This window comes from Ensifer sp. B1-9 (genome assembly GCF_050474445.1).
GTDB lineage: Bacteria > Pseudomonadota > Alphaproteobacteria > Rhizobiales > Rhizobiaceae > Ensifer.
The window spans coordinates 306593-333315 of sequence record NZ_JBCHVG010000008.1; the positions used below are offsets into that span (position 1 = coordinate 306593).

27 protein-coding genes and 1 tRNA gene are annotated in these 26723 nt (G+C 62.0%); 2 read left to right on the forward strand and 26 right to left on the reverse strand.

Going from position 1 to position 26723, the window contains the following annotated elements:
* Positions 1 to 26: 26 nt before the first annotated feature.
* Positions 27 to 103 (forward strand) — tRNA-Met (locus tag ACQ5BM_RS17215).
* A gap of 140 nt (positions 104 to 243) precedes the next feature.
* Here the strand turns inward: ACQ5BM_RS17215 and ACQ5BM_RS17220 are convergent.
* The 3 genes from ACQ5BM_RS17220 to ACQ5BM_RS17230 all read right to left on the reverse strand — a co-directional run bounded on the left by ACQ5BM_RS17220 (position 244) and on the right by ACQ5BM_RS17230 (position 2315).
* Positions 244 to 438 (reverse strand): hypothetical protein, encoded by a 195-nt coding sequence (locus tag ACQ5BM_RS17220; RefSeq protein ID WP_429813503.1) that lies wholly within the window; start codon positions 436 to 438, stop codon positions 244 to 246.
* Between the two features lie 78 nt (positions 439 to 516).
* Entirely contained in the window at positions 517 to 1173 is a 657-nt protein-coding gene (locus tag ACQ5BM_RS17225; protein ID WP_429813506.1) for a hypothetical protein, read from the reverse strand.
* 275 nt (positions 1174 to 1448) lie between these two features.
* Complete coding sequence (locus tag ACQ5BM_RS17230) at positions 1449 to 2315, reverse strand: hypothetical protein (protein ID WP_429813509.1); 867 nt, start codon at positions 2313 to 2315, stop codon at positions 1449 to 1451.
* Between the two features lie 178 nt (positions 2316 to 2493).
* Here ACQ5BM_RS17230 and ACQ5BM_RS17235 point away from each other — a divergent pair, with 178 nt between their 5' ends.
* On the forward strand, positions 2494 to 3240 hold the full coding sequence (locus ACQ5BM_RS17235) for a hypothetical protein (RefSeq protein WP_429813512.1): 747 nt from the start codon (positions 2494 to 2496) through the stop codon (positions 3238 to 3240).
* A gap of 24 nt (positions 3241 to 3264) precedes the next feature.
* Here ACQ5BM_RS17235 and ACQ5BM_RS17240 read toward each other — a convergent pair whose 3' ends face one another.
* From ACQ5BM_RS17240 to ACQ5BM_RS17350, 23 genes are all read right to left on the reverse strand, one after another.
* Positions 3265 to 4074, reverse strand: a complete 810-nt coding sequence (locus ACQ5BM_RS17240) for a DNA adenine methylase (RefSeq protein ID WP_429813515.1) — start codon at positions 4072 to 4074, stop codon at positions 3265 to 3267.
* A 147-nt stretch (positions 4075 to 4221) separates the two neighbouring features.
* On the reverse strand, positions 4222 to 4428 hold the full coding sequence (locus tag ACQ5BM_RS17245; protein WP_429813518.1) for a hypothetical protein: 207 nt from the start codon (positions 4426 to 4428) through the stop codon (positions 4222 to 4224).
* Between the two features lie 62 nt (positions 4429 to 4490).
* Positions 4491 to 5150, reverse strand: coding sequence for a DUF4376 domain-containing protein (locus ACQ5BM_RS17250; RefSeq protein WP_429813521.1), 660 nt, complete (start codon positions 5148 to 5150; stop codon positions 4491 to 4493).
* An 8-nt stretch (positions 5151 to 5158) separates the two neighbouring features.
* Positions 5159 to 10234: a phage tail protein gene (locus ACQ5BM_RS17255; RefSeq protein WP_429813524.1), complete on the reverse strand. Its 5076-nt coding sequence runs from the start codon at positions 10232 to 10234 to the stop codon at positions 5159 to 5161.
* 1 nt (position 10235) lies between these two features.
* On the reverse strand, positions 10236 to 10664 hold the full coding sequence (locus ACQ5BM_RS17260) for a DUF6950 family protein (protein WP_429813527.1): 429 nt from the start codon (positions 10662 to 10664) through the stop codon (positions 10236 to 10238).
* The gene (locus ACQ5BM_RS17265) at positions 10661 to 11284 is read right to left on the reverse strand and encodes a hypothetical protein (protein ID WP_429813530.1); all 624 of its coding nucleotides are present in this window, start codon (positions 11282 to 11284) and stop codon (positions 10661 to 10663) included. Before ACQ5BM_RS17265 ends, ACQ5BM_RS17260 begins: the two co-directional genes overlap by 4 nt.
* The gene (locus ACQ5BM_RS17270; protein WP_429813533.1) at positions 11284 to 11928 is read right to left on the reverse strand and encodes a hypothetical protein; all 645 of its coding nucleotides are present in this window, start codon (positions 11926 to 11928) and stop codon (positions 11284 to 11286) included. The genes ACQ5BM_RS17265 and ACQ5BM_RS17270 overlap by 1 nt, the downstream gene beginning before the upstream one ends.
* Positions 11928 to 15380 carry a phage tail tip lysozyme gene (locus ACQ5BM_RS17275; protein ID WP_429813536.1) on the reverse strand — a complete coding sequence of 1151 codons (3453 nt, stop codon included), beginning with the start codon at positions 15378 to 15380 and terminating at the stop codon, positions 11928 to 11930. The genes ACQ5BM_RS17270 and ACQ5BM_RS17275 overlap by 1 nt, the downstream gene beginning before the upstream one ends.
* Positions 15380 to 15631 (reverse strand): DUF1799 domain-containing protein, encoded by a 252-nt coding sequence (locus ACQ5BM_RS17280; protein WP_429813539.1) that lies wholly within the window; start codon positions 15629 to 15631, stop codon positions 15380 to 15382. Before ACQ5BM_RS17280 ends, ACQ5BM_RS17275 begins: the two co-directional genes overlap by 1 nt.
* Before the next feature lie 110 nt (positions 15632 to 15741).
* A complete protein-coding gene (locus ACQ5BM_RS17285; RefSeq protein WP_429813542.1) occupies positions 15742 to 16158 on the reverse strand; it encodes a hypothetical protein in 417 nt (138 codons plus the stop codon).
* Positions 16159 to 16204: 46 nt separating this feature from the next.
* Complete coding sequence (locus tag ACQ5BM_RS17290; RefSeq protein ID WP_429813545.1) at positions 16205 to 17134, reverse strand: phage tail tube protein; 930 nt, start codon at positions 17132 to 17134, stop codon at positions 16205 to 16207.
* Positions 17135 to 17136: 2 nt separating this feature from the next.
* The gene (locus ACQ5BM_RS17295; RefSeq protein ID WP_429813548.1) at positions 17137 to 17343 is read right to left on the reverse strand and encodes a hypothetical protein; all 207 of its coding nucleotides are present in this window, start codon (positions 17341 to 17343) and stop codon (positions 17137 to 17139) included.
* Positions 17343 to 17765 carry a phage tail terminator protein gene (locus tag ACQ5BM_RS17300; RefSeq protein WP_429813551.1) on the reverse strand — a complete coding sequence of 141 codons (423 nt, stop codon included), beginning with the start codon at positions 17763 to 17765 and terminating at the stop codon, positions 17343 to 17345. The genes ACQ5BM_RS17295 and ACQ5BM_RS17300 overlap by 1 nt, the downstream gene beginning before the upstream one ends.
* Entirely contained in the window at positions 17762 to 18334 is a 573-nt protein-coding gene (locus ACQ5BM_RS17305) for a phage virion morphogenesis protein (protein WP_429813554.1), read from the reverse strand. Before ACQ5BM_RS17305 ends, ACQ5BM_RS17300 begins: the two co-directional genes overlap by 4 nt.
* Before the next feature lies 1 nt (position 18335).
* Positions 18336 to 18767: a gp436 family protein gene (locus ACQ5BM_RS17310; RefSeq protein WP_429813557.1), complete on the reverse strand. Its 432-nt coding sequence runs from the start codon at positions 18765 to 18767 to the stop codon at positions 18336 to 18338.
* Between the two features lie 6 nt (positions 18768 to 18773).
* Positions 18774 to 19112, reverse strand: a complete 339-nt coding sequence (locus tag ACQ5BM_RS17315) for a hypothetical protein (RefSeq protein WP_429813560.1) — start codon at positions 19110 to 19112, stop codon at positions 18774 to 18776.
* 110 nt (positions 19113 to 19222) lie between these two features.
* On the reverse strand, positions 19223 to 20119 hold the full coding sequence (locus tag ACQ5BM_RS17320; protein ID WP_429813563.1) for a Mu-like prophage major head subunit gpT family protein: 897 nt from the start codon (positions 20117 to 20119) through the stop codon (positions 19223 to 19225).
* 8 nt (positions 20120 to 20127) lie between these two features.
* Positions 20128 to 20538 (reverse strand): hypothetical protein, encoded by a 411-nt coding sequence (locus ACQ5BM_RS17325; protein WP_429813566.1) that lies wholly within the window; start codon positions 20536 to 20538, stop codon positions 20128 to 20130.
* A complete protein-coding gene (locus ACQ5BM_RS17330) occupies positions 20535 to 21683 on the reverse strand; it encodes a phage protease (RefSeq protein ID WP_429813569.1) in 1149 nt (382 codons plus the stop codon). The genes ACQ5BM_RS17325 and ACQ5BM_RS17330 overlap by 4 nt, the downstream gene beginning before the upstream one ends.
* Before the next feature lie 341 nt (positions 21684 to 22024).
* Positions 22025 to 23245, reverse strand: a complete 1221-nt coding sequence (locus tag ACQ5BM_RS17335; RefSeq protein WP_429813572.1) for a phage minor head protein — start codon at positions 23243 to 23245, stop codon at positions 22025 to 22027.
* A complete protein-coding gene (locus ACQ5BM_RS17340) occupies positions 23246 to 24790 on the reverse strand; it encodes a DUF935 domain-containing protein (protein WP_429813575.1) in 1545 nt (514 codons plus the stop codon).
* Positions 24790 to 26148, reverse strand: coding sequence for a terminase large subunit domain-containing protein (locus tag ACQ5BM_RS17345; protein WP_429813578.1), 1359 nt, complete (start codon positions 26146 to 26148; stop codon positions 24790 to 24792). Before ACQ5BM_RS17345 ends, ACQ5BM_RS17340 begins: the two co-directional genes overlap by 1 nt.
* Positions 26145 to 26723: a phage protein Gp27 family protein gene (locus tag ACQ5BM_RS17350; RefSeq protein ID WP_429813581.1), complete on the reverse strand. Its 579-nt coding sequence runs from the start codon at positions 26721 to 26723 to the stop codon at positions 26145 to 26147. The genes ACQ5BM_RS17345 and ACQ5BM_RS17350 overlap by 4 nt, the downstream gene beginning before the upstream one ends.

Genomic DNA, 26723 nt, shown 5'->3' on the forward strand with positions numbered 1-26723 from the left:
CCCTTCGAAGCCCTGACGCGGTACCCGGCGGAGTAGCTCAGTAGGTTAGAGCAGAGGAATCATAATCCTTGTGTCGGGGGTTCGAATCCCTCCTCCGCTACCACTAAAACAGTTTGTCCGACCCGGAGACATAGATGACAGTTTGTCCCTAAGAGATGGGTTGTAGCTCGCCGCGATTTTCCGGAATTTTGACAGCCAAAACCGGAAAGACTGAATTTCCGTTGTTCGTGTCAAAAGTATCTCTCAAAGGCTCTCCACAAACAGTTCATAGGGTTCGGTAAAACCCCATTTTCCGATTAACAGTGCATTGATCAAGAAGCCTTCGGCTTCTTCTTCCGGCATCCCGGTCATGTCCACCATCATCGCTACGCACTCGTCGCGTGTTCCCTCCACACGATCCGACTTGCCGTCCTTCACGATGCAGACACACCAGGTCATCGTTTTCCCCAACCAAGGCCGGCCGCGCCGCCGCGTTTTGATTTTTTGACACCGGGTTTTAGGATTTTAGGTTTGGCTTCAGCGACCCGCCACGACGCCATTGTGAACGTAGCGTTCCAACAAGTCAGCAAATTCGACCAACCTAATCTCAGCAACGATGTCTTGATGATCAACGCCGAGGCTCGCGGCCATTTCTTGAGCGCGCTTCGATAGCTTTATTAGGGCTTGGAAGGCCTGTAGGTGGCCGTATTTGTCGTAGACTTGATACTTGGTGCCACCACGGTTCTGCTCGGCGAACAGGGCGTTGTCGGCGGCGGTGCCAATGGCAGCGATACTTCCCTCGGGCAATGGCATCGGCCGCTTGTCAAAAAGGCTAATGTGAGCTGACCCGTTTACGGTCAAGGGGGCCCGATCTGCAAGCCGAGTTCGAAGGATAGTTTCTATACGCTGAAGCAGGCCTACAAACTCAGTATTCCGAGCCTCGGCGAGGCGAGCGGTTTCCTGCGCCGTTAGAATGTCGTTCTGGGCGGCGAAGAGGTCGGCACTTTTGATCGCCGCGTCCGTTTGTGACCCGATGAGCGTGTTTTGTGCGCTGAAAACGTCTCGCGTCTCTTCAAGCTCTTGCCGCTGAGCCCGCAACTCGATGGCCTGCATCACTACTGTCACGGCCAACAGAATGAATGCCGCCGGCGCGAACACCCCAGCCAGTAAGTCGCCCAGCTCGTTCGCGGTCATGCACGGTAGGTAGCCTTCCCATACTGGCTGCTTAGGGCCGATTGCGGGATATTGGCAGGCCCAAACCCTTGAGAGTAGCGCGTGGGCCAACACGAACCAGCCGCCGAGGAGCACTGAGGTGAGAAAGGCGCAAACAAATATGCTGTGACGGCTTAGGAACTTCATCAATCACCCATGCAGGCGAGGATTCGCTTTAAAAAACCAAATGGGATGCAGCAACTACCTTAGGCTTTTTGGGCGAAACGTCCGTTACACAACATTTCTGAGATCACTGACTAGCCTTCATCCGAATCATCCAAAGGCTCTTTTCCGTGGTACTTGGTGACGCGGTAAGCCTGTATCTTCTCGTTAACTCGAACGATCTCGACGTCGACGTAGTAGACCATCTGCAGCAGGGCGTCGCCCATGATCTCGCCCTTTACGGACGCAACTGACTCATCAAACAGAATCGACTTTGCGCCGCGGTCGATTTCTTCGATTCGTCCCTTGTCGGGGCTGCGTGAACCCGCCACCCGAGCGTCTGACTTGTCGATTTTTTGCCAAACAAGCGCAACCGACTTTTTGGTCTCGGTTTCTGGGAGCAGAAGTGCCTCACGGTGATGAAGCGCATTGTCCATGATCCGCGAAGCTTGCGGGCTGTTGATATTGAATACGAGGATTTGGTCGCCTTGTACGTTGTTTACGTTGAAGGTCTGCGTCCCGCCTGCATTCGCGATAGGCTTCACGATGTTTACCGCGTCGTCGCAATCTTTAACCGTCAGCTCGGGCGCACTCGCCGCACTGGTTGGCTTGGAGAACGTCTTGAGTAAGGTGTCGATGGATGCTGCAAAGCCCTTTACTGCTTCGACAAAATCTCCCGCGCCAACAGCTGCGATTGCTCCAGCGCCGGCTTTGCCGGCATCTAGCAAGTCCGGGATTAGCGAGATATCAATCGACCCAGGTTTGATGCTCGAAACAAACAGGCGGGGATTTTCACCCCGTGTCAGATCGAATTCTTCTTTCGCATAGTTTTGATATCGTCGTCCCAGAGCCGCGAGAGACGCAAGCATGTCCTCCAACTCGATCGGGTTCTTCGGTTCGATATGCAAATTGAGCGCGGGCGGGTAGCTCTTGCCCGTAGACGCGGAAGTCGATGTCGCCAATCTCTGAATCCCCCAACACAGTTCTTAAGACCTGCGATAGATTCGGCTAAAATGCAACGGTAGGTTACCAGTCGGAAAAGACTGTGCTCAACATGGTCTGCATACAATCGGTTCACAGGCTCATTTCATATAGATCGAACCCTCCGACGAAGTGATGGGGGGCGTATTGGGGCGGCGGATGAAATTCAGAGAGTTCTTCGATCGATACGGCTGGGCTGTCGGGGTAGCTATTGCCGCGCTTGGCTTCTTTCGTGTGCTTTACGGACGAGAGCCGTTCTGTGGCAGCGACGGCGAACATTGCGCGAGGGAGTGGGCATCAGCCCTTAGTGGGTGGATTGCAGCTGCCGTGGCCTTTCCAACCCTCCTGTCATTGCAAAGACAGATTAGTGAAGCCAACCGACACCAACAGGAGAATATTGAGATCAATCTCATGCCGACCTTCGCCCTGGCGCTTAGAGTTCGCGAGCTGGTGATGAGGCAAACGGGCTTAATAATTGGACTTAAACGCAATCTGCGGAGAGGCGACAAACTTGGCAGATCTCCACACGAGCGGCGAGAACTCGGGGAAACCGCTCGAGTCATCGCGACATCGTTGCTCGGTAGCCCGGACTTGATCAATTTCAATACGACCGTCGCCGGCGAGCTATCCGGCAATCGGTACTGGATTGAGAGGGAGGTCGCCCATCTGCACGACCTTTTGATCCGATACGATCAAGACGTCCGCAGCAAGCCCGACGACGATGAATTTTTTCGGACTGAGTATCGCGTATTCATCCATGATTCGGTCGACACGGTTCTCGAAAACCTCGAACCTTACCTCCTCGATCGAGATGAGCAGGCCCGGCTCTTCCTTCTTCGATGGAACCAGCCGGCGCGCGAGCCGTATAAATTCCCTGATCCCCCGCCCGTCCCCCACTCCCAGTAAGCTACTGGGAGTGGCAGGCTTCGGTCACACGGGTCTGGTGACGATGAGTTCACGTGCGTTCGTGGCCTTTCCGGCGCTGACCGAATAGGTCAGCTCGGCCTCGTGCAAGGCAAAGCCCTCGAAGGTTTTCCGGATCTCGGGCACGTCGTTTATGGACATTATGAAACGCCCTCGAAGCCGTCTCAAACGCTTCGCGAGGGCAGCGAACTGATCGCGGTCGAAGAGCGCTTTTCCATAGTCGTCCTCGCTGCCGAAGTAGGGCGGATCGAGGTAGAAGAGAGTTCCCGACCGGTCATAGCGGTCGAGGAACTCCGACCAGTCGAGGTTCTCCAGGATGACGCCAGCCAGTCGTTCGTGAACATCTTCAAGCATTGGCGCGAGGCGGGTGAGATTGAACCGTGCCGATCGGTCGAGGCTAATGCCGAAATTCTGGCCGTTGACCTTTCCACCGAAGGCGAGCTTCTGGAGGTAGAGAAAGCGCGCTGCGCGTTCAAGGTCAGTCAATGTTGCCGGATCGCAGGCCTTCAGGCGTTCGAACTCGCGCCGACTGGTGACCTGGAATTTCAGCGTGTCCATGAACTGCGGATAGTGCCGTTGCAGGATGCGGAATAGGTTCACGACCTCGCCGTTCCGGTCGTTGATGACCTCGCTTTTCGGCGCGGCCGTGCGGCGGAAAAAGACGCCACCCATGCCGACAAAAGGTTCGGCATATGTGGTGTGCTTGATGGTCGAGATTATCCCGACCAGGCGGCTCGCCAATTGCCTCTTGCCGCCGATCCAGGCCGCCGGAGGAAGGGTAGGCGAAACCGCCTTCATTTCTTCATTAAACACCATTTCAAAAAGCTCACGACTCAGTCACAGAGAGCCCGCCCTGCAGGGTACGGGTGTGACAGTTGTCGAACGCGGCTGTCGGACGGGTTTCTAACGCCAATCAGTGGCCCGTCGTTGGTGCGTACTGCCGTTCGCACCAGCCGCCCGGTTTTAGTTTGCGGGCGTCATCGCTGACGTGTCGGGCTCGACCGCATCCGGCACCAGAAACTTCTTCACGAATTCCGGCTCGTGCTCGGCGAGCTTGTTGAGCGCGGTAACGAGGCTCTGCTTCAGGTTATCGACCTGCGTCGCCATCTCCTCGACCTGGGCGGAGAGGAGCTGGTTTTGCTGCTTCAGGATGTTGACGACTGCGGACATGTCAGGGTTCCATTCAGGGTAGGTAAGGTGAGAGGCTGAAGACATCAGCCGGTTGCGGATGGTCATGCCGGCGCGCCGTTCGCCGGCCAGGCGAAGGCGTCGATCCCAGCGGTATCGGTGATCGTTTCCGCCGCGATCGCTGCCAGCACCGCCGCCTCGGCCGCAAAGCAGGCTTGGACATGAGCGCCGACCGCATTGGCCATCGTGACGACGTTGGCGGCCGAAAGCGTGACGAAGCCGCCGCCCGACTTGAAGGAGATGGTTTCAGTCGGGTTGTGCTGAACGTAGACGTAGGCGCCTGCGATCATCGCCTGGCTGGCACGATCGGTGAGGATCCGGACGCCGTCGACGACAATGCCGCCAACTTCCACCGTGTAGCGCTTGGCGGCTGTGTAGGCGGCGAGGTCGACCGGGATCGGTGTCGGCGACCAGCTGGCAAGCAGCGTTGTAATCTGGCTTGGGACCTCGGGCCAATCACCGGCCGTATCGACGAGCTGGTCTTCCTGCTTGCCGAGCTGGGCGATGATCGCCGCCTGTTCCTCTGCCGGCAGGAGGCTTGTGATTTTCGCGGCCAGGGCGAGCCAGTAATCGCCCGAGGCGTAGACCTGTTGGCGGCCGAGCCAGAAGGCGGCGGATGCCATCCAGCGCTCAATGCGGCCGGCGTTGACGCCCTGCATCAGCGCGTCGGTCATCGCTTCGTACATTGTATCTATGCGGTACATGCTTGCTCCTATCGATAAAGGGTCATGATGCGGATGGTGCGGTTGGTGGAGACGACGTTGGTCCCTGACAGGGTCCGGGCGTCGAAGCGGAACTGAGTGCTGCTCGACCCAGCTGGAGGCGTGAAGTTGAACTCGTGCGAGAAGTGCGTCGCGGTCTTGAAGGTGAGCGGGACCAGTGCGACGTAGTCGTTGGTGACGCTGTCCCAGATCGAGATCACGACACTGATAAAGCCCGAAGTCGCGTCGTTCGTACCGGAGATAGAGAACGACGTATGGACGATGACCGCCTGGGCGTCAGTGCCATGCGTTGCCGTCAAACCGGTGATCGCGGTGTTCGAGGTGAGGACGTTTGCAATGCCGGCCGGAGCCGCATAGTCGACGCGAGAGATGGCGCCGCCGATGATGTTGCTACGGGCGACCTGCAGGGTGCCGATGGTCGCAGCGCTGATGTTGACCGTGCCCAGTGTCGCCGAGATCGCCGACAGATTGCTGACGTTGATCTTGTCTGCCGTGACCGAGTTGGTGGCGAGGTGGTTCGCCACGATGCTGCCATCGACGATCAACTCGGCCGCCTTGGCGCGTCGCAGGATCAGCCGGTCAAACAGCAGGTTTTGCGTCGTTGACTGGCTGTTGTGGTTGAAGAGCTGAAGGCGGGCGTAGCGAGCGTTGGCCGGCACGGTGATCTTGCGGGTGTACCGGGTCCAACTGTTCGGGATCGACGCGTTGGAAAAGATGTCCAGGGAGCTAAGGAACGACTTCGCGCCGTCATAGAAGTTGACGCGATAGTAAGCCCCAGCGCTGGTCGCTGTGCCGTTGGTGCTGATCGAGGCTTCGCCATAAAGGACTTCGCCGGCCGTGACCGCGATGTCGTACTCGGGCAGCATGGTGACATTGATGCTGCCGCTCAGGGCGCTCGCATCCTTTTGCAGGTTCGCCGCGTAGGCGCCGGTCTGGACGATAGCCGAGGTGGCGTAGAAGTTGCCGGCGGTACCCGAAACGCCGCCCCAGGCGGCGACCGTGCCGTCGTTGAAGTAGCCGTTCGGAACGAGGTTCTCGAAATCGGTGAGGACGAGCTGCTTGGCGGTGATCGAGTTGGCCGCGATGTGGTTGGCGCCGATCGCATCGGCCGCGACCTTGGCGGCCGTGACCGAGTTGGCCGCGAGCTTGTCTGTGGTGACTGCGCCCGTCGCGATGGTGGTCGCAGTCACGGCGCCGGCATTGATCTTCCCGGCGATAACAGCGTTGGTCGCGATCTTGTCGGCGATGACCGCACCGGTAACGATCTGTCCGGCATCGACGAGCGTGGTACCGGACGGAGACCACGGCGAAGGTTCGGTCTGGTTGGGGCCTGCCTCGCCAAAGTAGGCGTTGCGGAACCACACATAGCTGTCTGTCGTGCCCGACGATGTACCCCTATGGCGGACGAACACATGGGCTTTGACAGCGCTCGCGGGAGCGGTCGCGAACAGGGTGCTCCGGGTATAGTTCGAAAGCAGCTGCTGCGGATTGCCGCCTTCGGCAGCGATGGCTGCGGTTGCGGCGTAGGTCACGGCGCCGGCAGCATCGACCCAGCCGATGTACAGCTGCCGTTCGGCCCGGTGTGCGAAGCCGTACACTGAGAACTCGTAGCGCTTGCCGGCCTCGACCGGGTAGTTCTTGCCCGTGCCCGTCGCGGCATCGAGCGGCCAGAGGTCACAGACCTCGCCGGCAACGGCGCGATTGTGGCGCATCTGGATAGCGGCGCCGTTGGCCGCGTAAGTGTCGGTGCGAATGTCCATCTCAAACGCCGACAAGGCATTGCTGTAGCGCACGCCCCAAGTCGACAGACCGGCATAGAGGTCGGAGTTTTCGATGTAGTTGGCGCCCCGGCCGACAGCGAGCTTGTCGGCTGAGATCGCGGCCGCAGCGATCTTAACGGCCGTCACGGCGCCGGCAGCGAGCTGGTCGGTCGATACCGCGCCGACTGCAATCTTGCCTGCAACGACTGAGTTCGCCGCGAGTTTGTCGGTCGTGACCGAGTCGGCCGCGAGATGATTGGCGAGGATCGAGCCGTCAACGACCAGCTCGGCAGCATCCTTGCGCTGGCAGGACACGAAGCCAACGCGATAGGAGCCGACAGTGATGTTCACATTGGGGACGAAATCGAGCCAGGCGTACACGGCGCCGGCCGGCACGGTGACTTGGCCCGTCTTCCCAACATAAGCGCCGTCCGTAGCGACGAAGGTGAGAGCCGAGGTCGCTCCGACCAGCGTCGCCTTGTCGGCCTGCATGAAGCGCAGGCGGGCGTTGAGGTAGGTGTTTGGCGCGCCGACTGCGCGGCCAACGGCATAGACCCGGTAGACCTCACCCGGAACGACCGGGAAGATGTTGGCGTTGCGAGTGACGCCCGAGACCATCCCTGTCGGGAAGTCCAGGTAGTAATTGCCGGTGTAGGCATTGGCCGCATTGTTGACGATCGCAACACCTGGGCTCTTGACCCAGCCCGCGTCGCCTTCGCCGAAGTTCGGGTTTTCAACGCGGTTGTTGAAGTCCGCCATGATCAGCTTGGTGACCGAGATGGCGTTCGCGGCGATGTGGTCGCCGACGATGGCGTTGGCGACGATCTTGGGCGTCGTGATCGCGCCGTCGGCGATCTTGGTTTCCGTGACCGCGTTGCTGGCGAGCTTCGAAGCGTCGACGGCGAGTGCCGCCAGCTTGGCGTTGGTGACCGAGCCGCTCCCAAGCTGGCTGGCAACGATCTGCCCGATAATGTCGCCGGCCGCGACATCGGCCGTCCAGGCGCCGGCCTTGTAGCGGTAAACTTTGCCGTCTGTTGTGTTGTAGACCTGCCGGCCTTCAGCGTTGCCCGTCGTCGGCAGCGAGGATTTCACCTCGACCGGCTTGATATCCGAGGCAAACTTCGTCGCTGTTACCGCTTCGTTGGCGAGTTTCTGCGCGGTCACGGCCGCGTCGGCGAGCTTGTCTGATATGACCGCGCCCATGGCGATCGCCGCCGCCGTAACAGCCGCCACGGCGAGTTTGGTCGAGGTGACCGCGCCGGCCGCCAGCTTCAGGTTATTGACCGCCTCGTCCATGATCTTGTCGGCCGTCACAGCCGCGTTGCCGATCTTCTGGGCGGTGATCGAACCGTCCAGGATGTCGCCGCTGGCGATCAGGACATTCGCTGTTGTGACCGAAAGCCATGCGCTCCGCGTGGTCTCACGCTTGGTGTACGGGACATACTGGCCAGAGACTTCATACTCGGTCGCGGGAAGGCACCAGGCGCCGGAAATCAGCCACGAGAACGGCTCTGCATAGGCGGTGCTGTCGCTGTCAAAGACGATCACTCCGGTCGCCTTCACCCGCACTTGCACCCAAACGTTCTTCACGTCGTCGAGATCGGCCGCGCAGGAGATCTTGATGGCGGGCCGGCGATCGACGCCGCCGGCATCTTTGACGGTCGCAGGCTCGACTGCCCAGCCGGTCATAGGCTGCGGCGGGGCGGCGATCGGCCCAATCCAGCCGGTGCTCGGCGGCAGGATCACTGCCGGCGGATCGTAATCGTCCGGATCGACCTCTTTCATAAGGACCCGCTGGAAGCTGCCGCGCAGGCGGCTGATCCGAACGATCAGAAAGAGCTTGTTGCTGTAGTTGTTGTGCAGGCTCGACCAGGCTACGCAATCGAGTGGTTCCAGCAGGCGCGCCGATGGCGGCATGGTGAGTTCATGAACAATGAACCGCCGGCCGTCTTCTTCCATCGTCTTCTGCAGGTGCTGCACCTGGGCGGAGAAAGGCACGGCCTCGAAGGCGAGCGCATTGCGCAGCGAGCGACCATCGGCAGTTACGTGTTCGGCCGCGATATACTCCGGTGCGTCTTTCATCGCCCAGCGCTCGTTCGGCTCTGGATAGGTCGCGGCGATGGTGTTGTGGGTGTCGGACAGCGACGGGAACGGGTCCAGCTCCTGGTCGGAAGTCACGATCACCATGTCGTCGGTGAAGTTGAAGACGGCCGCGCCCGGCAGACCGACCAGAACCTTCAGCGCGCCGCCGACCTCGGCAAAGCGCGCATTGCAGGCCAGCCGCAGGTCTTCGATGATTTCGAGCGGCTCCTGGTCGAAGAAGATTTCCGTGCCGGCTTGGAATTGCGGCTTGCCGTTGACCACCCGATCGCACTCGTTGGCGGCTGCGACCCAAGAGGCGGCCGGCAGGCGGTGGGCGCCCACATTCTGCCCGCCGTAGACCCACTCGCCGCCGTAGTACATGCCGCGCGCGATGTTGTAGATCATGATGATCGGATTGCGCGTCGGCTCCCAGGTGGAGGGGTCGTTCCAACGATGGGTGCCCGAGCCGCCGTTCGTCGAATCCTTGCGAAGGTCATAGAAACGGTAGGGGTGCGGCTCGACCAGCATGGCAGGCGCGCCGTTGAACTTGTCCGAATAGCGCGCGGTGACAATAAGCACCTGGCAGCCGCGGCCGATCATCGAAGCCAGAAAAGGCCGATCGGCATGCGCACCGAACGTTGCTCGGAGCCAAGGGTCGGCGACCGTCTGAGTGCCGTCGAGATAGCGGACCCAAAGATTGTCTCGGCCCTTGCTGTCACGGAACTCGACAACGGGATAACCGAGGCCGTCCGGATGCGGCTGGTCCCAAAGGACGCCGCATTTCTGCTCGTTGCACCAAAGGCTGGTGATGCCCAGTGGGCCGGCATAAGACGGCAGCGAGCCGATTTCGAGCACGTCTGTGAAGTAGGCATTCGGCGTCTTGTCGGCGCTTCCCCATGTGCCCCAATACTTGCGCCGTCCGGCGGTCGCTCGCGAACCGGCCACGACCGACATCGGTTGATCGTCGCCGGTCTGAGTGTCGAGGACGACGCCGACGCGCTGCTGGTTCTTCTTCGCCTTCTTGCGAGCGATGGCCTGCTGCACGAGGCTCATGCCGATCGACAGTACCGTCTTGGCGATGATGCCGCCGATGACGGATGCGCCGACGAAGCTGGAGATGGCGGAGCCGATGGCGGCGATCGCGCCAAAGATCGGCGCTGCCTCGGCCGAGCCGGCGAGCAATGCGAGGAAGAAAACGAAGAACAGGTAGGCTTTAAATAGCATTTCAGCCCACCTTGAAGACCATTTGAGCGTCAAGCAGATCGACGGTACCGGTGCCAGTCATCGTCAGAACGAGGATGCGCTCGCCGATGACGACGCCGAGGCCGTGGCCGATCGGTCCCTCGACCGGAATGGCGGCGATATCGCCGATCCGCGCTTCACTCGGATGGCTGGCGGGCAGGATGGAGGCGATCATTTCGCCGAGTGACGAAAAGCCGGCATCGCGGATGAGACGCGCGGCGGAGACCGCATCCGAGTAGCGGTCGCGATAGTCGGCGGCGAGATCCTCGCCAGTCAGAGCCTCGACGATGCGGCCGGCGAGACCAGGACCGCAATCGTGGGCGCCCCACTCAAACGGACGGTCCTTGATTTCGGCGGTAACGGCGGCAAGGCGCTTGCGCCAATCCTGAAGGCGGACGAGCTGTTCGGTCATGTGTTCTTCTGTCCCCAGGGGAGCTTCCAGTTGCCGGCCGTCGAGGCGTATTTGCCCCACTCGTCTCCCTGGCGGAGCTTCTGGCCCTCGTAGCTCGACTTGCGCGGATTGATGCGGGTCAGCATCGACATGAGGTCGCTGACAGTTCGGAAGGTGGCTGCGCCTTCTTCGCCGACAGGCGGCGTCCGGATAGGCGCCTTGTCGACCTCGCCGACCCAGTCGACCAGCGTGCCGAGCTGCTGGCCGGTGTCGACGTCGAGATAGAGCGTGTGGATCTCGACGCGGGCGAGACGGGCGTCGTGCGTGCGGATCAGCGCCTGCACCACGTCGGCAATCTGCGGCATCTCGATCGAGGCCGACTGCACGGTCATGTCGGTAGTGCAGGTGATCTCGCCGACCTTCAGCGCCGGCATGGCGTAATAGGTCCGCGTTTCCTCAAGGCCGGTCGTGGCGCTGATGATCTGCATGGTCAGATCCTCGTCACCCGTCCAGGCGCCGACCGGTACCGGGTCGCGGGTCGCGCGATCGGTAACGGTCACATAGACGAGACGCCGTTCGCTCAGGCCCTTTTCGGGAGCGGCAGCAAGAGCCGCAGCGACGGCAGCGGGAGCGTTCAACATCAGGAAGCACTCTTCTTCTGAATGACGGTGAAGCCGGCGCCTTCGGTGATCGACCGGCGGGCGGTGCCCGGCCTATGGGTGGCCGGATCGACGATCACCGGACAGGCCGGCTGCTTCAGGGTGACCGCGAGGCCGACTGCGAGCGAAAACGGCAGGAACGGGAAGACCTGGACATCGACCTGCCCGCCTGCCGTCGCTGCGGCCGTCTCCGAAACTTCGTGGAAGGCGTGGCGACCGCCGGCATAGGGGATCTGCACCTTGTCGCCGAGGGTAAGCACGTAGCCAGCCGGCAGGCCCTGCAACTTCAGGATCGACCGATCGGCCAAAACAGTGCGCACGGTCACGGCAGCCGCGCCGAGGGTCAGCCCCTTCGGGTCGGCTTGCGGGTAGAGGCTGGTCGGGTCGCAGATGAAGAACGGCTGCTTTGCGCCATGGAGGCGGCGGATCAGCGCGGCGGCTTGCTTCAGCTCGTCATGCAGCCCGCGCCCGAGGGTCACGACCGCACTCCAAACCGGGTCGGCCAGTTCGGTCTGCATGACGTCGCCAGAGCCGAGGCCGGCGAGCTGGTCGTTTCGGCGGATGTCCCACTCGACGGTCGCGATCGGCAGGCGGGCGAAGACTGTCGCCAGGGAAAGGATTGCCATCAGCGCCACCTCGGATTTGCATTGATCTGCGCGACGCGGTCCGGCATGCCGTCGTCATATTCCTGCAGAGCCCGCTGCATGCCACGGTAGGCGGCAGCCTCGATCTCCCGGTCGCCGCGCGCGCCATCGAGCGAGATGTTGAAGTTGGCGCCCTGACGGTCGCGGCCGGAGCTGTTGCCGTATCCCTCGTTGCTGTTGGCAGCGCGCGGCAAACCGATCGGCTGGACGTCGACGGCGCCACCGTTGGCATAACCGCGCCGGCCGAGGCGCATTGCCTCGACGACATGGACGCCGCCAGCGCGGGCAACGTCCGCCTGAGACCAGACGACTTCGCCCCTGTGCACGACGCCGGCGGGATCATACTTGTTGCCCGGCCCGGTATAGCCGCCATCCGACCAGAGGCCGATCGAGCCGCCTGCGACTGCCGAGGCAAACTGTCCGGACGCTGCGAAGACACTCAGGCCGTAGCCGCTAAGGCTGGCAAACAGCGACCCCAGGCCGCCGCCGCCGGAGCCGGCGCTGGCGAGCGTCTGGCCAAACTTGTTGAGACCGCCGCCGAGGCTGTTCAAACCCTTGCCGGCCGTCTCGACGCTACCGCCCAGAGATCCGAGTGAGCCGTTGACCTGGCCGGCGGTACCGCCGAACTTCGAAAGCGCCTCTTCTGCGCCATTGAGGCGACCGGTGAAGTTGTGTGCGCCTTCCGGGTTTGCCCAGGAGAAGCCGCGCGGCCGCTCGAAGCCGGCGAAGGCAGCGGTCGCGGATCGAACGTCTTTCGCACCCAATAGCGCGTTCCAGGCGCGGCCTTCCGAGCCCATCAGCTCCGAATAGGCGAACTTGTGCTGTGACAGTGCATCGCCAAGGTTTCCGCGCCCGCCAATGGCGTTGAACAGCGAGGCGCTTCGATCGTTGTGCTGGTAGAGGCCAAAGGCTTTACCGCTATCGCCGATCGCCACCGGATTGAACGAGCTTTCGGCCTTGATGTTGCCGAGGATGCCGGCGACCTGGTGATCGGCGAGGCCCTTCGATTTCCAGAAATTCCAGGCGAGCTCCTGACCGCTGCCGGTGAGGACTGAACTGGCCACATTGTCGTTTGCGGCCTGATGCATACGCATCACGCTGCCGATGCTCGAGGTGACGATATTGTCAGTCGATTTGGAGGCGCCGAGCCCAAGCAGCTTGCCGATCAAGCCGCTATCCTTGCTACCCGATCCGGTAACAAGATTGACCAGATCGTTGATCAGACTGTCAGAGAGTTTCTCGATACCCCTGTTCAGCGCGCCAATGATTGCGTTGCTCATTGCCTCGCCAAAGCTGTCGCCCTGCAGGAGGCCGTCACGGAAGTCCGCGAAGAAGCCGCGCACTCCGTTACGAAGCTCGCCGATCCGAATATTCTCGCGGATGGCGTTTGCTTCTTGCGAGGTGAAATCGACTGCAAAACCGGCGCTCCGCAGGCGAGCCGCTATTTGCTGATCTTCGTCCGAACGGAAAAGCTGCTCGCGTTCAAAGCGCAGCTCGTTGGCGAAATTTGCCCGTGCGATCGCTTCGGCCATGCGCCCGTATGCAGCGACCTTCTCCTTGATCATAGCCAGTTCGCGCTCGTCTATGGCAACGCGGTTGCGCGCAGCTTCCTCGCGGATCTGAGACGTAAGCTCGAATTCCTTGCGCAGCGCCGCCGCCTCGGCGCCGGTCTTTCCGATCAACGTAAGGTCTAGCTGCTGGCTCGCGAGCATCTGGTCGAGGGATCGCGCGCGATCACGCTGAGCGTCGGCAAGCTCCTTCTCCGCTTGCGCAAGCGCGGAAGCGCCGGCAAGTTCCATTCGCTGGCGACGTTCTGCGGGGCTCTCGTCCCGGTATTCTGCGGCCGCCTGCTGGCGCGCTGAAGCGGACTTCTCAGTGGGGGAGCGGGCGTTGAGGGCGGCCATCTCGGCCTCAAATGCCCGACGGTTCCGGTCGAGCTGGACGCGCTGGCGGCTTTCATAAAGCGCGAGGTCGCCCATGTCGTTCCGATTGGTCGTGCCACGCGACAGCAGCAGTCCGTTGGGGCCACGATCCTCAAACGCCTTTTTCCGTAGCAGCTCCATTTCGAGGAGGAGCTTGTTGAGGTTCATGATCTCCTTGCCCAGCACGATAACTTCGTCGGCAAGCTGCTGGAGACCTTTAGACCGACCGATGCGCTCCACCTCTGTATGGAACTGGACGAGATCCGGGCGCCCTTCCGCCAGTTGAACCTTCAACCGATTGATGGCCGCTTCGAAGGGGCGGAATTTGGCGTCCACTGAGAGTGCACTCTCGCCGAGGGCAAGAATGGCATCGGCTGTGCGGCGGAGTTCCTCCGGATTTTCTGATGAACGCAACAAACGCTCAAAGGTACGTTCAACGCCGGCACGGAACCGATCGAGATCCGGAGTGCCCCTCCGCATGCTATCGAGCAGGGCGTCTACGTTCTGCTTGAAGTCTGACAAGGGGCCGGAGAGGTTCTTGAGGTCTGAGACGCTGGCGCCGTCGCCGGTCAGATAGCTCGTCCAACCGTTGGTGCCGGTCAATGCAGCCATCATAGCGTTGTTTTGCTGGCGTGCGACCGTCCGCATGAGGGAGTCGTTTTGCCGAACATATGCATCGGCGAATCCGCTGCCGCCGAGACTTGCGGAAACCTTGATCGCCTCTCCGAGGCCGCTGTACCGAGCCGTCAGCGTCTCAACGTTCTCTTTATGGGCGGCCAATGCGTCATCGAGCGTCTTCACTTCCTTGCGCGATGACGACAGCCACTGGATGGTCGCGGCTGAAGCGGCCACGACGCCGATGGTCACAAGCGAGACTGGGCTAATGATGGAAGTGAAGGCCGCAAGAAGACCTTGGGCTGGCCGCTCCATGGATGCGATGACGGCTGAAAGTTGCGTCCCCTGTTGAAGGGCAATCTGCAAAGGGCTCATGCCCATTGCTGAGGTGACGGCAATATCCTGAAACTGAGCTGCGATGTTGGCGGTGTAGAATGACTGCGCGCTCAGTGGGGCGTTGTCGTTAGCGACGCCTGCCGCCAACGCAGCGTTACGTCCTTTGATCGCGTCAATCGACGCAAGCGTAGCCTGCCTGTGGCGCGATATCGCATCGGCCATGGCGGTCTCCCCGAGAGCGCCTTGAGCGTGCGCCATGCGGATCTCTAGGAGAGCCTCGCGATACTTGCGAATTGCCGCAAAGCGTAGATCATACTTTGCACGGAGATTGTCGGCGGCCAGACCTTCGGCTGCCAGTGCACCGGTCCAGGAGCGAACGTTGTTGTTTGCCGCGCCATCGTGAATACCGACCGAGGCGTTGATGAGCTGCTGAAGCTTGGTGCGGGTGCGATCGGCCTCCTGGCCAATGCCGGCAACAGCCTCCTGGGCGGATGCACCACCCGAGCGCGCTCCGCTGGGATCGATGGTGACGCCGATCGCGAGCTTGAGGTTCGCAGCCATCAATCGTCCCTTTCATTGAGGATCGGCAACGCTGCCTTCTCCATCACGTGTAGATCCGCAAAGACTCCAGGCGGGCTCTGCAGATCATCCAGAACGAGACGGCAGGCAGCGTAATCGAGACCGATCCAGATCAATCCGGCCATCGTGCCGACCACGCGCCACTGCGTTGAACATGCCAGGAGAGCAACAAAGGCGGGCCAGTTTGCGGGCATAACTTCGAAGGCTTCTTCTTGGCTGACCGGTACGGACACGCGGACACCGAGTTTCTCGAATTCCCGCCGCGCCTCCTCAGTTAGGGCGGCGGGTTTGGTGTTGTCGGTGCGGCCAGAGTGGGCGTATGCCCAGGCCCTGGCCGCCGCCTTCAGTTTCCCAGGCGGGCGCCGTCTTCCGAAACCGCTTCCTGATATGCGCGGGCGAAAGCCTCTTCGACGCGTCGATAGTTGAGGATCGCCCGTAGGTTCGCTTCGTTGAACGGGATCGGCTGGCCGCTCTCGTCGCAAAGGCGTTCGTCCCAGCCAACAATGACCTCGGCGGTGGTAGCGCGAGCATGTTCGCGCAGCTCCTCGTCGATCGCACGCAGCTTGGCGGGATCCCGTTCCTTCGCAGCGCGCGCGAGGATCTCCTGCCTCTTACGATCGCTGGCGGCTGCCTGATCACGGTCGACTAACTTCAGCACCGCCCCGAACTCGTACTCAACGAGCTTGCCAGGATCGGTGGGGCTGGGTTCCAGAACCTTAACCGGCCATTTGAAGGTGAGGTTTGGGGACAGCTTGAACATGGTTTTTCCTCGGTTTTAAGGGACGTTGAAAGGGGGGATCACGGCATCACTTGACCGTGATCTTGAACTCGTCGTTGCCCGCTGCGGTCGGCGTGTAGAACAGCGGAAGCGTGTTGTTCAGGATGCGCTGGGTTTCGCCGAGGGTCGGACGGCCGACCTGCACGGCCGGAGCGCCGAACTCGACGATGTTACCGGCCTCAATGCCGTGAACCGCCGCGAGCACGCCCTTGGTGTGGGCCTGGGCGATCTGGAACCAGTTCTTGGTCGCCAGCGATACGGCCTCCATGATGGCGCTGCCTGTCATCTGCCGATCGACGTGTTCGATGCTTTCGGCGCCGATCAGGAAGCGCGGCTCGATCTGGTTGCCGATGTCCATCGTGACGCCTTCGCACGCACCGGCATGGCCGTGCAGCGAGAAGGTCGTATTTGCCTTGCTGACCGGAACCGGCTTCTGCCAGGCTGCGAGGGTCACGGCCGGCAGAGCCGTGTCAGTGATCGTGCCGAGAAGGCCGGTCAAAGTGAAGCTGAAGCGCGGAATCTGGCGCGGCGTCAGGTTCATGGTGAAGGTGCCACGCGATCCCAAAAGGACATGGCGGACGCCGTCGGGGTTGAAGTGGATCGTCGCCGCTTCCTGCAGCTTCGAGATAGGTGTGTACTGGACGTCAACGCCAGCGGAGACGACTTCCTGCATAGCACAAGCGCGCAGCAGCGGACCGTAGGCGGGCGCAGTGCCGGCGGTGCCGGAGCCGGCGATTTCCACCTCACCGGTGAGCCGGGCATAGTTGCCAACGAGGATCACGCCCTGGTGGCCCATGTACGGCAGCATTAGCTCGCGGTTCACGTCCTCGCCGACGAGCGGCTCCAGGCGGGCATTTACCATCTGCATGGCATTGGCCGCGCCAGTCGGTGCAGCGTCAACGCCGTAGGTTGCTTCGTTTTTCGCGGTTATCGCGAGGTTGCGGAAAAAACGCGCCATTCTCAGGCTTCCTTTCTAACGCTTTTGCTGGTCGGCCGAGCGGGCGGATTGTCGGCGGAGGCGGCTGTCCCTTCCGCCTCCGCCACCGGGGACGAGGAAGCCCCGTCCGAGGCGGGCAGGCCCGCCTTGGCCTCTTCGGTTCGCTGGACGAGTGTCAGCTCTCCGGTTTGGGGATTGCGAATGTAAGATCCGCCTTTGCCTTCGTTCATCAGGGTTGCTCCTCGATGTAATGGGCGGTGGAGTAGACGTCCTCGAACCAGATCGTGCTGTTGACGGCCTGCTGCATCTCGCCAGCTACGTGCTGGAGCGGATCGGCGGCATCGGTCGGAATGAAGCCGACCAGACGGCGTCGGACGTATTTTCTAAGGTTGACGATGTCCTCGGCCGCTTCGAAATCGTCGGTGCCCGACAGGTTCTCGGTGACGATCACGACGGCGATATCGCCCTCGTTGCGCTGAAGGATGAGGCCGGTTGCTCTTTCGGTCGGATGGGAACGGTCGGCTGCTTCATAGACGTAGGCGGCCGGAACCTGGGGCGGGCGGTCCTTGACGCTGGCCAACGCACCGGCGCCTCCAACGATACGGAACGGGGTGCCAGGCTCCATCAAACGATCGACGATGCTGCGGATCATGGCATATCCTTTCTGAGCTGCTCTGCGCCGATCTCCAAGAGGCGCGCAGTGTCGACCTGGGAGAACCCGAAATAGGGCCGAGCCGGAATGCTGATCGTGTGCTCGCCGATCGTGACGTTGCGCAGCTCGGCGCCCTTGGTGCCGTGCTTGACGAACCGGGCGCGGCCGCCACGGATCTTCTTGAGAGAAAGACGTTGACTGCGGGCGTATTGCTGGATCTCGCCGCCGATCTGGTGAACAGCCGCGTGAACCACGTTGGTGCCGACCTCGGCGCTCATTTCATCCGAACGCATGACGAGGCTTTGGTAGAGCTGCGTCGTGACGCGCAGGATATTTGCGGTCCCGCGTCGCCGGCCGCGCCGTACGGTGCGGTTGGCGGTTCGGTTCGAGAGCGGCTTCCATTTCTTGCCGTCCGGGTCAGTTTCGGTTTCGAAACGCCGCTGGGTCGACGCGAGCATGTAGGCGGCCATTGCCGACGTCATCTGCCCCGGATGTATCGCGGCGCCGATGAAACGAGAGAGCCCCTCGTTGACGGCATGATCGTTGATTGTGATCGGGTTGCCGGTCATTTCAGAAGCCCTTCAGGGTGTCGCGGGTGAAGACACGACCAGGTGCTTTCCATTGCACCTGTCCGCCGGCAGCGGCGGGAGGCGTTTCGCCGCCCTCGGTGAGCTGAACGAGACCCTTGGAAACATCACGAAGGAAGGCCACGGCCTCGGCGTACGCACGAGCGACCGGGCTGTCTTTCTCGGCTGCCTTGCCGTGCAGGTAGTAGCGGGCGATATCGCAGACGTTCTTGGTCAAGACGCTCGGTACCGGCGAGAGCGGTAGTGAAAGCACCTTCGCAAGGTAGCCGTCCGCCAGCGCCGAGGCGTCGCCGATCGCGCGCGTCACCACGATATCGTCTATTGCCGAAGCAGGCCTGTTGACGCGGTCGGTGAGCTGGATGAGTTCCTGCTCTCCGAACCGGTCAATCAGATCCTGCTTCGTGCAATAGGTCATTGCTGCTTACTCGGCGTCGGAGGTTTCGGTCTCGGCGGTCGTGATTTCGGCAACCAGTTCGGTTTCGGAGAGGATCGCCTCGATCGCGGCCGGGTCGCGGAAATCAGACAAGGGATGGTCGGTGGGGCTCGCCGGATGGCTGATGCCGCCGCGACGGAAGCCAGCAGCCTTCGCTGTGACGCGCAGCACGATCTTGCGCGGATCCGCGCCTTCGGCGTCGAGCTTCCGGAGCGCCGCGAAGGTCAGCGGGAAGCGCTTCTGAAACTCTTCCTCGCCGATCGACAACAGAGCGAGATCGTCGCCCTTGCCCTGGTCCTCGGATGTTTTGATGGGCTGCTTTGCCATGTGAGGTCTCCTTTGCGGTTCTTGAGGAAAGGCCGCGAGCCGGCCCTTTCTGAAGAACCGCCGGCCGGGGAAAAGGAAACCCGGCCGGCGTGCCCTGCCTGCCTACGCCGCTAGGCAAGCCAGGGAACGACGAGAACCTCTGCGGTGTTGAACCATTCGTTCGATCCGCCGTTGGCCTTGCGTTCGTTGGCAATGACGCGACGGGCTGCACCTTCGAGTGTCGGCGGAACGACAAGCAGTTTGGGCTGGATCGCCAGCGGCCGGCCGTGGTCGCCTTTCATTCCGCCCAGCGTGGCGCGGGCGGTCTCATAGTGGGCATCGTCGAGCGTCTGCTTGGAGCCCCAGGCCATCTGCCAAAAACCGAAGCCGACCTGGCAGCGGCCATCCAGACCATACTGGTACTCTTTCTTATTGAAGACGTTCGGATCGTCTTCCTTGTCCATGCGCACGAGCTTGTTGAACTTCTTGCGGTCCTGGAAGATCAACGGCTTCAACGGCCGGGTGACATCGAGCAGGAACCACGGCGTGCCCGCGCCGCCATCCGTGTTGGCGACAGAGATCAGGTTGCCATTCTCGTCGAGCACCGGATGATCGGTGTCGAAGAAGAACTGGCCGTCGTAGCACTTGGTGCCGAACCCGTTTTTCAGGAACGGCCAGACCAACTCGTCGGGGAAACTCGCTGCAGAGGCGCCGAACTCCTGGAAGAGAGGTGCGTAGATCCCGAGGTTGTCGTCGTCGAAGTCGTCGCGATCGACGCCGATCGTGTTTTCGTACGACTGGTTCGTCAGCGAGTAGCCGTGCTTTGCGAGGCCGTTGACGACGCGGTCACCGATCCATTCGCGGAAGCGGGGCAACTTGCCGAGCCAGCCATACTCCTGCGTCTTGGTGGACGAAGGAACCACGGTCGCAACGCGCGCATACATGCTGTTGACGCTTGCGAAGCCGGTCTGAAACGCGGCGCTGAAGCCGAGATAGGCCGAGCGGAGAGTTTGGGAATTGATGTCCATGGGAGCCCTCAGGAGAACTTGACCCAGACGCCCTGGGCGTCCACGTCGAAAATCTTGCCGACGGCCGAGCGCGTACCGCCGCCGTTCGTCTTTGCGACCGTCTGGTCATCGACGCCGTAGCAGTCGGAGCCAATGTCGGCCTGGGTGATGGCGTCAGCCGCTGCCGAGTTGGCAAAGCGGTAGATGCCGACCCCGATGTCGACCGAGACAGCGCCGGCAGCGCCACCGGTGTTATCGGCGCGGCGTTCGGCACGGCCGACGCCCTTGAGGTTGAGAGCGGTGGTGACGGGCACGGCATTGCCAGCCGCGTTCACCGCCACCATCGCGCCGGCATAGATGACAGCGCCGGCTGCTACCGCGATCCGGCGACGATCGCCGCCGCGTTCGGGAGTGTTACGATCACCGGACAGAGCCGTCATGCGTCACCGCCTTTCTTGGCGTTCTTCATCTGCTCCTCGGTGAGGCCCATCTGGCGCATGACCGCGAGGTCGGTCTCGTCCAGGGCGGCATCGGCCTTCGGAGTGGGATTGGGGGTGGAGCGCTGGGCCGCCGTCAACGAAGGGGCGTTGTCGACAAACTTCTTGAACGCAGCGGCGTCGGTCCGATGGAGGGAAAGCCCCCATTCCTTCAGAGCAGGCGCGATCTTGCCGTCGCGGATCGCCGCGTTGACGGCATCCTCGGCTTCGTTGCCGGAAAGCTTTTCCTGCAGCGTCTTGATGTCGGCCTGCATCGCCGAGACCTGCTCGATCGGCACGTACTTGGTCGGGTCGACCGTTCCGGTGCGTGCCGACTGGATGGCGATCACGACGTCGTCGACCTTGGCGCCGGTAGTCAGGCCGGCCGCCTTGGAGACGCGCTCGACGTCAGCGCGGAAGCTTGTCGCCTGGGCGGCGATCGCCTCCGGTTTGGTTGCCTTGTCGAGACCGAGCGCGACGGCGATTGCCGACGTCGAGGTCAGGACGGCGTTGATGGCCGTGAGGATCGCGTCCTCGCCGGCCCCCTGGGCGAGGCCCAGGGCAAGCGCAATCTTGTCCATTGGTTCTTCCTGTGTTGTGAGGTCTGCTCTAGCCGCGACGGCGGCGAGATCGAGGTTCGGCACATTGGTCAGCGCGGCGGAAAGCAGGCGGGTGACTTTGCCGGATTGAGTGTGGAGGTAGACCGGCGAGATGTAGCGGTATTCGCCCACTCTGATCGCCTGGGCAGCCGTCTCGGTCCATTCGACCCGGCCCCAGAGGCCGTTGTCGCGGATCTCGAAATCCTTGATCCATCCGGCAGCAGGCGCGCGGCCACCGACGCCAGGCACGGCGCTGAACACCGTCTGGTGATCGTAGTCGACGACGATCTCGGTTGAGCCGGCGCGTTCAAGCGTTGCCTTGATGACGCCTTCAAGGTGCGCCCTGTCGCCGGCATCGTAGGGACCGCGACCATCACGACCGCTGAACGGGCCGAGCGGCAGCAGCATGATCCAGGAGTTGCCGACCACAGGCGCGGCCTCGGCAGCGATCAGCGCTGTGGCATGGGCGGCAACCAGGGCCGGGAAATGTGATTTGGCGGCGTTTTTCATGAGGGCAAGATGCCCTCGGCTTTATTGCCGGATAAGTCGCAACGGTTTGTGGGTGTTTGGGCTAAGCCCTATTGGGTGGCCTGTTTTAGAGATATCACGCGCCCCATTCGGATCAAGGTCGATTTTCGAGGCCGTTTTGAAGGCCGTGGGCGCGTTTTGGGGGGCAGGTGCGAGTATCCGGCCGTCCGCAGCCCGTGACGCGCGCTGTAGGGGCTTCCTTGCAAATTCGTGCCATACCCCTGATAATAGGTACTGCGCGTGACACGGTGATATTCTCCCTGCCGTAGAACCGTCGTCAGACGGGATCGCAATGTGGGGTTCCTGGGAGGCCCCACCGCGCTTTACTTTCCTCTCCTGTCGATCAGCACCTTGACGCCTTCGCGCGCCAGCAACCGGCGCACGTTCTCGTCGCTCGCATAGCGGAACGAGGTGACGAAAGCGGCCTTGCCCGTCTTTGTGGTCTTCGCTGCCACATAGCGCCAGCGGCCATCGTTGAGCTTGACCAGGACGAAGGTGTTGGCGCCATCACGAAACACGAGCGTCGGGTCGGTGCCGATTGCCGACAGCGCGCGATAGTCGGCCAGGGTCATTTCCGGGTGCCGGCGCAACTGCTTCTGCATCGTGTCGGCAGAGAGGATCGCTATGCGCGCCGCCGTGCCCGCAGCTTCGCCGATCGCGGGCGGGATCGGCATGACAGGCATGCTTCCTTCGGGCTTCTCGACGAAACGAGCAAAGGCATCCGAGTGGACCCGCTCGGCAACCAACGGCTCCAGCAGCTCGAACGGCGCGCCGGCCGCTTTCTGTGCCAGCGCCTCGTTGATCGCAACGTTGGCTCCCAGGCGGCCGGGGTTATAATTCCAGCCGGGATCGATGCCGATCGGGATGTCATGGACCTCGCCCGTGCGCTTGTTTACCCAGGATTTCAGTTCATCGGCCGGCGGCTCGAACCTAAGATCCTCGCCCTCTGCCTTCAGCTGGTCGACCTCGCGGGCCGAAAGGCTCTGCAGGGTGCAGCGGCAGTTCCAACCGCACGGCGGTGCCCAGACGTCCCAATAAGGGTGATCGACGGGCAGCACCAGGTTATGGCGGCGCAGATGTTCCGGTCGGGTCCGATCGTCGCGGATCGCTACGTAACGCAGGAACGGCCGAGCGCTCTTGTTGCGCTCGAAATTCGCCCAATGACCGGATGCGTAGGACACACGCATGTTGGCGTTGAAGATCGTTTCGAGGCGGCGAATCGAGCCAAGCTGTCCCGGCTGCAGCTCGCCGGTCAAAGGGTCGGTGATCAACTGGCGGCCCCACCATCCCTTGGCCTGCAGCAGTGGTGTCAGCTCGCGGGCGAAGTCGCGCAGCGTGCGCCCTTCTTGAAGCGCCTTTGAGAGGGCGTTGAAGATGTCCTGGAGGACATCGAAGCCGGCTGACTTCGCCACGGTGAACATGGCGGCGTGATCGGCCGCATAGGCGTCCTGCCAGGCAAACGTTGGCGAGAGCTGTCGACCTCGTGCCAGGAGCACGCGGATCGCGTCTTCAGGTGGAAGTGGGATGAGCTGCGCCGTTGCCACTTAGAGGTCCTCGCCAGCTTCGCCGGCAAGCCGAGCCGCAAACGCGGAACGGGCGAGCACCTCTGCAAGCTTGGTGACGCCCATCGTCTCGATGCGGCGGGCGATAATCGCCTTGGCCTGCTCCTCGGACTTCGCGGCCGACAGCTCGTCTTCGAGACCGGCGACGATCGGCGCCATCATTGGCTCCCACGCGTCGTCGATGATGTCCTGCACCCCGCGATCGACCGCGTCGGCCGAGGAGGGGAGCGCAGCATGTGCCGCCGGCTTCTTCGTTTCCGGCTCTTCGGCGCTGGGCGCTGCCGGCCGCTGAGGCGTCAGCAGCACGTCGTCGCTGCCCGGATCGGGAATGCCGATCTTGTCGCGGATCGTTGACATGCCGACCTTGAGGCCAAGCGGCACGAGTTTGACCACGTTGTCGACCAGCTTCTCAATGTCTTGTTCGTCCGGCCGACCGATCTTGATCTTCGGGTAGGCTTTTCGAGTTCCGCGGTTGAGCATGACCAGCGGCACGACGAGGTCACGATTGAGGGCGGCTGCCAGCTGGCGAGCGTCAGAGGCTTCAATGTCCTGGCGCACGCCGTCGTGCACCTGGCCGACAGCATAACTGCCCTTCTGCGCGTCGGTGGTCGACGTTTGGCCGAGCACTAGTTTCGAGACCTGGCGGTCAAGCCAATCGGCCCGCTTCTCGTAAAGCTCGTGCGATCCGGAAACTTCCGACTGGATAAACTCGACCGTCATCGACGCCGGGACGATCGCTGCGAAGTCGGTACCGATCGACGAAACGGCTTCCAGCAGGATCGCCTTCTCCTCCGGAGAGGCGTCGGGACCAAACTTGCCGAGGCGCATGGGCTGGCCGTAGGCCTCGCTGAAGATCGCCCAGTCGCGCGTGGTGAAGGTCTTGAAGAGATACGTCCAGGCAACGGCCCTGGCGAGGCCGCCCCGGATAGTCAGACCGGATTTGACCTTGGCACGATGCACGATCCAGCCGAACGGCTTCAGCGGCTCGTCGCCATTTTCGCCCCGCAACAACAGAGTGTCGGCGTCCGTCGGGTCGAAGGTGAACCAGCGCGGATCGTTCCACTTCAAAGCGCCTGGCATCCACTGGCCTTCCGAGGTGTCCCAGATGATCTCGGTCGCAGAGAAGCTCTTGCCGATCGCGTCGAGAACATCGACCAGCTCGTCCTGGAATTCGTCGCGAGATATGACCTCGCGCACCAGATCCGCATCGGCGACGCTGTCGGCATCGTCGCCGGCCGCTTCGACGCTGATATCCAATCCGACCACCTGCCGCTTCCGGGTAGAGAGAACGCCGGCATAGTGCAGATCGCGCTCCTCCATGTCCTCGGCCAGTTCAAGATAGGCCTCGGGGTCTCCGTCGATCGATCGGCGCAGCAGATTGGCAAGCTTGCCTGGCGTTAGACCTGGTGCCTGGTGCCGGCCGACCGGCTGGCGAACGCCGCGCGTCGTGACACCGCCCTGTTCCTGTTTCAGTTCGGCCTTGCGGATTGGCTGCCCATAGGCATCGAGAAGGACGGAAGCGGCCATCAGTATGTTCCTCGCGACCGGCGCATGCTCGACATGCGGAACGGCTTGTCATCGTGGTTTTGTGTTTCGGAGTAACGGTCGGGTTTTGGCGGCGCGGCCTGATAGGCGTATTCTGTGCGATCGCCATCGGCAGCATGGATGCCGAGGAAGGCCGCCCAGGTGCGGTCGGCGTGATCGTCGTCACGCTCCGCGACAAAGCGCGGCGCGCCGGTAGCGGAGCTGACCTTCCGGAGCTTGTGAAGGTCCGAGCGTAAAGCCTGGTCGCCTTCCTTGATCCGGACGGTGCGATCCTCAAACCGTTCCTTGCCGCGCGTTGCCATGACCAGCTTGTTAGGGCCGGTGAACAGCACGCCTTCGACGCGGCTGCCATAGCGCCGCTGCGCGTCCTCGACGGGCTTCTCGCCCATGCCGGTTTGGTCGATGCAGGCGCGACCGACGCGGTAGCGCGTCATGACATCGTCAAAGGCCTCGTCCATCTGGGCAAAGGTCGCGCGTTTCTGCTCGATGCGCTCGCGCTCCCAAAGAACGTCGCCGATCTGTTCCCAGACAAAGACAACGTGCAGGTCGTTGCGCCGGCCGATGTCGCGGCCAACGAAACAAACGTTGCCCTGGTAGCCATCGGGATTTCCGGCGTTCTCGTCTTCAACCGAGGTAATGAGGTCGTAGGAGAGCCAGGCGCTCGCCTCATCGAGATACTTTAGCTCGTATTCCTGCGCCCAGGCGTCATCGTCAGCGATACCGCTGCGCAGCTCCTCAATGTTGCGTGGCAGGCCGTCTTTTACGGCCTGATAGATGTCGACGACATGGCGGGACCAAGCTTCGTCCTTGCCTGTGTCCAACTCGTAGAACTTGCCGGACTTGCCGTTCGGCGTGGACGTGACGCGCAGCTTCCAGCCGGCGGAGATGACGGGGAAGAGCGCCTTCCAGATCTCCTTGCTGTCCTTATGAAACGCGAACTCGTCCAGGAACACATTCGACGAAAAGCCGCGTGCCGTGTCGGGATTGGCTGGCAATGCCGTGATCTTTGAGCCGTGGGGCAGCGTGACATCGAGGGCGTTGTAGACCCCGCTCGCGCCCTTCCATTCATACTCCTCGGCTTCAAATCCGAGATCATAGGCCTTAGCGTGAAGCTTGATACCCTCGTTCATCGCTTCCCGGGCCTGGCGCTCGCCGCGTGACAGGATCACCCACCGGGCGCGCTTTTGCTGCACGGCATGCTCGAAACAGTCGTCGACGACTTCGAGCGTGGTCGTGAATGTCTTGCCGGTTTGGCGGGCAAACTTGCCGATCTTGAAACGAGACCGATCGAGGAACCAGCGCTTTTGGAAGCCGAAGAGAGGGACGGCGGGAGCACTCATTTGAAGATCCCGTAAACGTCTTCACGGATGCGTCGCAGCACTTCGGCGCCGTCGGTCGTGCCCTTCTTCTGCAGCTCGCCTTCGACAGCGTCCACGGCCCTGCTGATCTTTGCCTGGGCTTCGACCTCAAGCTTGCGGCGATGCTCGGCCGAGTGCCGCTGCGCGACGACAGTTTCCTTGTAGGCCTTGGCCAGTTCCATTGCGTTCTTGCTGTCTAGGCCCTCGCCGTCGAGCAGCTCGTCGATCAAGGTTTTGAGGAATTCGCCGAGCACGATATCGGCCTTGCTTACTTCCTCTGGGGTCAAGCGCTCGGCAATGCCGGCATAGACGTGGCGGCGCTCTTCAAGTTGCATCGTTCGCTTCGCCAGGCGCATGGCCTTACGGTTGAAAGCCGAACGCGAAACCGGCTCGATGCCACGTACTTCCAGCCGATCGTTTAGCTCGAACAAAATGTCTGCCTGACTGCGCCGCCGCTCATTGAGCTGGCCGAGCGCCCAAATCAGATCGTCCTGTGCTTCGTCGGGCAGCATATCGAGGCTGGAGAGGCGACCACGGCCTTTGCGTTCCTCGGCCAT

Coding starts and splice junctions, on each gene's coding strand:
- ACQ5BM_RS17220 (WP_429813503.1), bottom strand. CDS start 438: ATGACCTGGTGTGTCTGCATCGTGAAGGACGGCAAGTCGGATCGTGTG.
- ACQ5BM_RS17225 (WP_429813506.1), bottom strand. CDS start 1,173: ATGACCGCGAACGAGCTGGGCGACTTACTGGCTGGGGTGTTCGCGCCG.
- ACQ5BM_RS17235 (WP_429813512.1), top strand. CDS start 2,494: ATGAAATTCAGAGAGTTCTTCGATCGATACGGCTGGGCTGTCGGGGTA.
- ACQ5BM_RS17240 (WP_429813515.1), bottom strand. CDS start 4,074: ATGGTGTTTAATGAAGAAATGAAGGCGGTTTCGCCTACCCTTCCTCCG.
- ACQ5BM_RS17245 (WP_429813518.1), bottom strand. CDS start 4,428: ATGTCCGCAGTCGTCAACATCCTGAAGCAGCAAAACCAGCTCCTCTCC.
- ACQ5BM_RS17250 (WP_429813521.1), bottom strand. CDS start 5,150: ATGTACCGCATAGATACAATGTACGAAGCGATGACCGACGCGCTGATG.
- ACQ5BM_RS17255 (WP_429813524.1), bottom strand. CDS start 10,234: ATGCTATTTAAAGCCTACCTGTTCTTCGTTTTCTTCCTCGCATTGCTC.
- ACQ5BM_RS17260 (WP_429813527.1), bottom strand. CDS start 10,664: ATGACCGAACAGCTCGTCCGCCTTCAGGATTGGCGCAAGCGCCTTGCC.
- ACQ5BM_RS17265 (WP_429813530.1), bottom strand. CDS start 11,284: ATGTTGAACGCTCCCGCTGCCGTCGCTGCGGCTCTTGCTGCCGCTCCC.
- ACQ5BM_RS17270 (WP_429813533.1), bottom strand. CDS start 11,928: ATGGCAATCCTTTCCCTGGCGACAGTCTTCGCCCGCCTGCCGATCGCG.
- ACQ5BM_RS17275 (WP_429813536.1), bottom strand. CDS start 15,380: ATGGCTGCGAACCTCAAGCTCGCGATCGGCGTCACCATCGATCCCAGC.
- ACQ5BM_RS17285 (WP_429813542.1), bottom strand. CDS start 16,158: ATGTTCAAGCTGTCCCCAAACCTCACCTTCAAATGGCCGGTTAAGGTT.
- ACQ5BM_RS17290 (WP_429813545.1), bottom strand. CDS start 17,134: ATGGCGCGTTTTTTCCGCAACCTCGCGATAACCGCGAAAAACGAAGCA.
- ACQ5BM_RS17295 (WP_429813548.1), bottom strand. CDS start 17,343: ATGAACGAAGGCAAAGGCGGATCTTACATTCGCAATCCCCAAACCGGA.
- ACQ5BM_RS17300 (WP_429813551.1), bottom strand. CDS start 17,765: ATGATCCGCAGCATCGTCGATCGTTTGATGGAGCCTGGCACCCCGTTC.
- ACQ5BM_RS17305 (WP_429813554.1), bottom strand. CDS start 18,334: ATGACCGGCAACCCGATCACAATCAACGATCATGCCGTCAACGAGGGG.
- ACQ5BM_RS17310 (WP_429813557.1), bottom strand. CDS start 18,767: ATGACCTATTGCACGAAGCAGGATCTGATTGACCGGTTCGGAGAGCAG.
- ACQ5BM_RS17315 (WP_429813560.1), bottom strand. CDS start 19,112: ATGGCAAAGCAGCCCATCAAAACATCCGAGGACCAGGGCAAGGGCGAC.
- ACQ5BM_RS17320 (WP_429813563.1), bottom strand. CDS start 20,119: ATGGACATCAATTCCCAAACTCTCCGCTCGGCCTATCTCGGCTTCAGC.
- ACQ5BM_RS17325 (WP_429813566.1), bottom strand. CDS start 20,538: ATGACGGCTCTGTCCGGTGATCGTAACACTCCCGAACGCGGCGGCGAT.
- ACQ5BM_RS17330 (WP_429813569.1), bottom strand. CDS start 21,683: ATGAAAAACGCCGCCAAATCACATTTCCCGGCCCTGGTTGCCGCCCAT.
- ACQ5BM_RS17340 (WP_429813575.1), bottom strand. CDS start 24,790: ATGGCCGCTTCCGTCCTTCTCGATGCCTATGGGCAGCCAATCCGCAAG.
- ACQ5BM_RS17345 (WP_429813578.1), bottom strand. CDS start 26,148: ATGAGTGCTCCCGCCGTCCCTCTCTTCGGCTTCCAAAAGCGCTGGTTC.
- ACQ5BM_RS17350 (WP_429813581.1), bottom strand. CDS start 26,723: ATGGCCGAGGAACGCAAAGGCCGTGGTCGCCTCTCCAGCCTCGATATG.